The 3,636-nt window shown below is 65.1% G+C and carries 6 protein-coding genes; 4 read left to right on the top strand and 2 right to left on the bottom strand.

Annotated elements, in window-relative coordinates:
• Window positions 1-160: 160 nt before the first annotated feature.
• Window positions 161-745, bottom strand: a complete 585-nt coding sequence (locus tag Q0112_RS02435; protein WP_297970930.1) for a cupin domain-containing protein — start codon at window positions 743-745, stop codon at window positions 161-163.
• Between the two features lie 167 nt (window positions 746-912).
• Here Q0112_RS02435 and Q0112_RS02430 point away from each other — a divergent pair, with 167 nt between their 5' ends.
• The 4 genes from Q0112_RS02430 to Q0112_RS02415 are packed head-to-tail and all read left to right on the top strand — an operon-like array spanning window position 913 to window position 2,704.
• Complete coding sequence (locus Q0112_RS02430) at window positions 913-1,398, top strand: fasciclin domain-containing protein (RefSeq protein ID WP_297970927.1); 486 nt, start codon at window positions 913-915, stop codon at window positions 1,396-1,398.
• Window positions 1,399-1,426: 28 nt separating this feature from the next.
• A complete protein-coding gene (locus Q0112_RS02425) occupies window positions 1,427-1,651 on the top strand; it encodes a DUF378 domain-containing protein (protein WP_297970924.1) in 225 nt (74 codons plus the stop codon).
• A gap of 52 nt (window positions 1,652-1,703) precedes the next feature.
• Window positions 1,704-2,198, top strand: a complete 495-nt coding sequence (locus tag Q0112_RS02420) for a TspO/MBR family protein (RefSeq protein ID WP_297970922.1) — start codon at window positions 1,704-1,706, stop codon at window positions 2,196-2,198.
• A complete protein-coding gene (locus Q0112_RS02415; protein WP_297970919.1) occupies window positions 2,195-2,704 on the top strand; it encodes a hypothetical protein in 510 nt (169 codons plus the stop codon). The genes Q0112_RS02420 and Q0112_RS02415 overlap by 4 nt, the downstream gene beginning before the upstream one ends.
• 285 nt (window positions 2,705-2,989) lie before the next feature.
• Here Q0112_RS02415 and Q0112_RS02410 read toward each other — a convergent pair whose 3' ends face one another.
• Complete coding sequence (locus tag Q0112_RS02410) at window positions 2,990-3,220, bottom strand: Hsp20 family protein (RefSeq protein ID WP_297970916.1); 231 nt, start codon at window positions 3,218-3,220, stop codon at window positions 2,990-2,992.
• Window positions 3,221-3,636 lie beyond the last annotated feature (416 nt).

The raw sequence follows: 3,636 nt of genomic DNA, 5'->3' as shown, positions 1-3,636 counted from the left end.
CGAGGGGTCAAAGTTCGACGCCGATCGGGGGGTAGGATTCCGTGCCGATTGACACATCACTCGCCAACACGCTCGGACTGCAAGGCGGAAGCCTCGACAGCGTGCTGAAGAATGCAGGAGCCTGGGTAGCGCGGATGCCGGACGCGACGCCAGTCGTGGATCAGGGAATCACGACCACCAGCGCCCTGCAGACGACCGCACCCTCGCGGCGGTAGCTGTGGGGCAGGCTCGAGTCGAAATGCATCGCGTCACCGGCGTCGATGGTAATTTCCTCTCCGTTGACGTCGACCACGAGGCGGCCACTCATCACATAGATGAACTCCGCGCAGCCATGCTCGTGGCGATCCGCAGGGCGGGCCTCGAGCGGGAACTCGGCATAGTAGGCCTCCATCGGCCGGTCGGGGACCGGATAGTTCAGGCTCTCGAACAGCCAGGCCGGCGGTTCTCCGTCGGGCGGTACAGGAAGCCGGATGCGCTGGTCCTTGCGCACCACCGCGACGAGCGGCTTCTTCTTATCCGGGGCGAAGAAGTGATCGAGGCCGACGCCGAACACCATCGCTATCCTGAGCAGCGTCGGAAGCGTCGGGAAGAGCTGCCCCCGCTCGATCTTCGACAGCATGCCGGGCGAGAGACCGGTATGCTCGCCGAGCTGAACAAGCCCGAGCTTGCGGCCGAGGCGTAGGGCTCGGATGCGCGGGCCGATGGCGTAGCGGTGGAGCTCGTCGGTGAGCGTGTCGGAGAGCACGTCGGCAAACTTTCTTTTAGCCCCGTGAAATGACTTCGGCTATTTTTTCTCTGCAAGAAAAATCGGTCTCGTATGACGAACATGTTACTGGGAAGAGAACCGATTTGCATCTGATGACAGCCCATGCCCTTCGCACCGGGCAGGGTCATCAGAGGAGCAGACGCAACATGAACCTGAAGTCAGCCATTCTCGCCGCCGCGATCGGACTTGCGGGCGGCCTCGGCGCACAAGCCGCGGAGAAGGACATCGTCGACACCGCGGTCGAGGCCGGTCAGTTCCGGACGCTGGCCGCGGCGCTCGAAGCCGCGGGCCTTGTGGAAACCCTGAAGGGCGCGGGCCCCTTCACGGTCTTCGCCCCGACCGACGAAGCCTTCGCCAAGTTGCCGGCAGGGACGGTGGAGAACCTGCTCGAGCCGGAGAACAAGGAGCAGCTCACCGCGATCCTGACCTACCATGTCGTCCCCGGAAAGGTGATGTCCCAGGAGGTCGCGGGGATCGACAAGGCGAGGTCCGTCAGCGGCAAGATGATCGACGTCGAGGTCGACGGAAGCGCGGTGAAGGTCAACGCCGCGACCGTGACGCAGGCCGACATCGCCGCCTCGAACGGGGTCATCCATGTGATTGACGCGGTGATCCTGCCGCCGGAAGGCTGACCGCCGCCCCAAACTCTGGAGAAGTACCATGAAGGCCATCAACATCCTGACGCTTGCCCTCGTCATCGTGGGCGGGCTCAACTGGGGGCTGGTCGGGCTTTTCGACCTCGATCTCGTCGCGGCGATCTTCGGCGCGGGATCGGCCCTGAGCCGAATCGTCTATGTCCTGGTCGGCCTGTCCGCGGCCTGGCAGATCGTCCCGCTGGTCACTGCGACGGGCTCCGGCGAGATCGCGGCAGGGCGGAACCGATAGCGCTTTCGGGAGCCGCCGGGATCGCCGGCGGCTCCCTTCACGTTGGAGTCCCATGGACACCTCATCCCTGCTCATGCTGTTCGCGTTCGGCGGCGCGACCTTTGCCGCCGCTTCGGCGGGAGCCGTGTTTCGGCCCGGCGAATGGTACCGTCGGCTCGACAAGCCGCGCTGGCGACCGCCCGACTGGCTGTTCGCCCCGGTGTGGACGCTGCTCTACGCGATGATCGCCTTGTCGGGATGGCTGGTCTGGCGCGAGAAGGGGCTCGCCGATGCCGCGGTGCCGCTCGCCGTCTACGCAATTCAACTCGTCCTGAACGCCGCCTGGTCGCCGATCTTCTTCGGGTTGCGGCGGCCGGGTCTCGCGGCGATCGAGATCGGGCTGCTCTGGGCGTCGATCGTCGCGACCATCCTCCTCTTCCATCCCGTCAGCCCCGTCGCAACCTGGCTGATCGTCCCCTATCTCGCGTGGGTGAGCTTCGCCGCTGCGCTCAACCTCTCCATCTGGCGGCGCAACCGCGCGCCGCGTGTCGCGGAGCGCGCCCGATGACGCCCCGTAACGTCGAGGTCAGCGACCGGATGCAGCGAGGATACCGCTACGCTCTGGTGGCGCCTGCCGGAGGCGACTTCCATCCTGACTTTCGACCGGATCTCACACCTGCCGAGATGCTGGCGCTCGGGGTCTTCGGCGGCAAGTACATGACCGACTGCCGCGACGAGTTTCCGGCGGACTGGTTCGCCACCGCCAAGCTCTCGCCGGGGAGGCCCGACCCCGCGCTCAACTGGTTCGGCGTGGATGCGAGCCAGCCCCTCAGCGTCTGGCGCGCCAAGGGGTGGATTCACCCCGACGACCCGCGCGGTTGGTTCCAGTGGTACTGCCGCTACTACCAGGGCCGCCGGATGGCCGGCGAGGACGAGCGGCAGATCGGCCGCTGGAAGGCCATGCGCCGCCATCTCGCGCAGCTCCGCCGCGCCTGCGAACCGGGCGACCGCTGGTGCCGCCCGCGTCAGCGCCAGGCGCTGCTGCACTGGGCCTATGACAGCCGCTCGTTGTGATCTCGAAACGTGCGCGCGGCGGCATGATCTGCCAAGGCAGGCATCGGACATCCTTCCTGCCATGGATACGTCGTCCGCGGCTGACCGCGACAATGGGCTTGGCCGCAGTCTACCAGAAGTCGCGGACCACCATGCCCGATAGCGAATACAAGAAATGGCCATATCTCTGAGAATGCGCGTGATTGATTGCCCCGATCACGTCTGGTACGCGGACGTCGCGCATATCCCGATGTGGCGAGGGCAATGGTCCCGCCACCCAGCGCTTCTGCGGCCGGACGCGTGCGTTTACGAAACTTCAATGCGACGTGGCTTGGCCGCTTCGGCCTTGGGGAGATCTACGGTAACGATGCCGTCCTTTGGCTTCGCTGTGATGCGGTCCTGATCGAGCTGACTCGAAATGCGAAAGCTGCGCCGATAAGGCTCGACGTCATACTCGCTGTAGACAGGCTGTAGTCCGTCGTATTTCGAGAGGTCGATGCGGCCCTCGATGGTCAGCACTTCGCCTTCTATATTCACGTCGATGCCGTTCCGGCCTCACATCCGGCATACCCAGTACAACTGTGGGAGCGATTTCGCTTTCGTAGATGTCCGCGCTCGGGATGAACGCCCTTGTCGGCCTCGTCGTCTCGTGCGCTGTCTCGACTTCCTGCTTCGTCTGCACCCGCAGCTCTTGCTCCTCAGCCATCTCTAAATGCTCCCGAGATTATCCGATCTCGATGGTGCGCGGCCTATCGCGCTCCGCCCTCGGGTCACATCCGTCAATGTGGTGGAGATTCCGGGATGTAGACTGGCAGCCGTCGGTCATTCGACGTCGGCTTACCGGCGGCAACTTCGTCCGCAGGTCCGTCAGTGCGGCGCGCGGCGCTGGATGACCGCTCCCGGACGCAGTCTCCAGCTGTAGTGGAGTCGCAGCGAACGGCCGCTGTCCGCCC

Source organism: uncultured Amaricoccus sp. (assembly GCF_937858865.1).
Taxonomy (GTDB): Bacteria; Pseudomonadota; Alphaproteobacteria; order Rhodobacterales; family Rhodobacteraceae; genus Amaricoccus.
The sequence above is the reverse complement of the archived record's forward strand: the minus strand, read 5'-3'. Positions and strand labels throughout refer to the sequence as shown.

Coding starts and splice junctions, on each gene's coding strand:
- Q0112_RS02430 (WP_297970927.1), top strand. CDS start 913: ATGAACCTGAAGTCAGCCATTCTCGCCGCCGCGATCGGACTTGCGGGC.
- Q0112_RS02425 (WP_297970924.1), top strand. CDS start 1,427: ATGAAGGCCATCAACATCCTGACGCTTGCCCTCGTCATCGTGGGCGGG.
- Q0112_RS02420 (WP_297970922.1), top strand. CDS start 1,704: ATGGACACCTCATCCCTGCTCATGCTGTTCGCGTTCGGCGGCGCGACC.
- Q0112_RS02415 (WP_297970919.1), top strand. CDS start 2,195: ATGACGCCCCGTAACGTCGAGGTCAGCGACCGGATGCAGCGAGGATAC.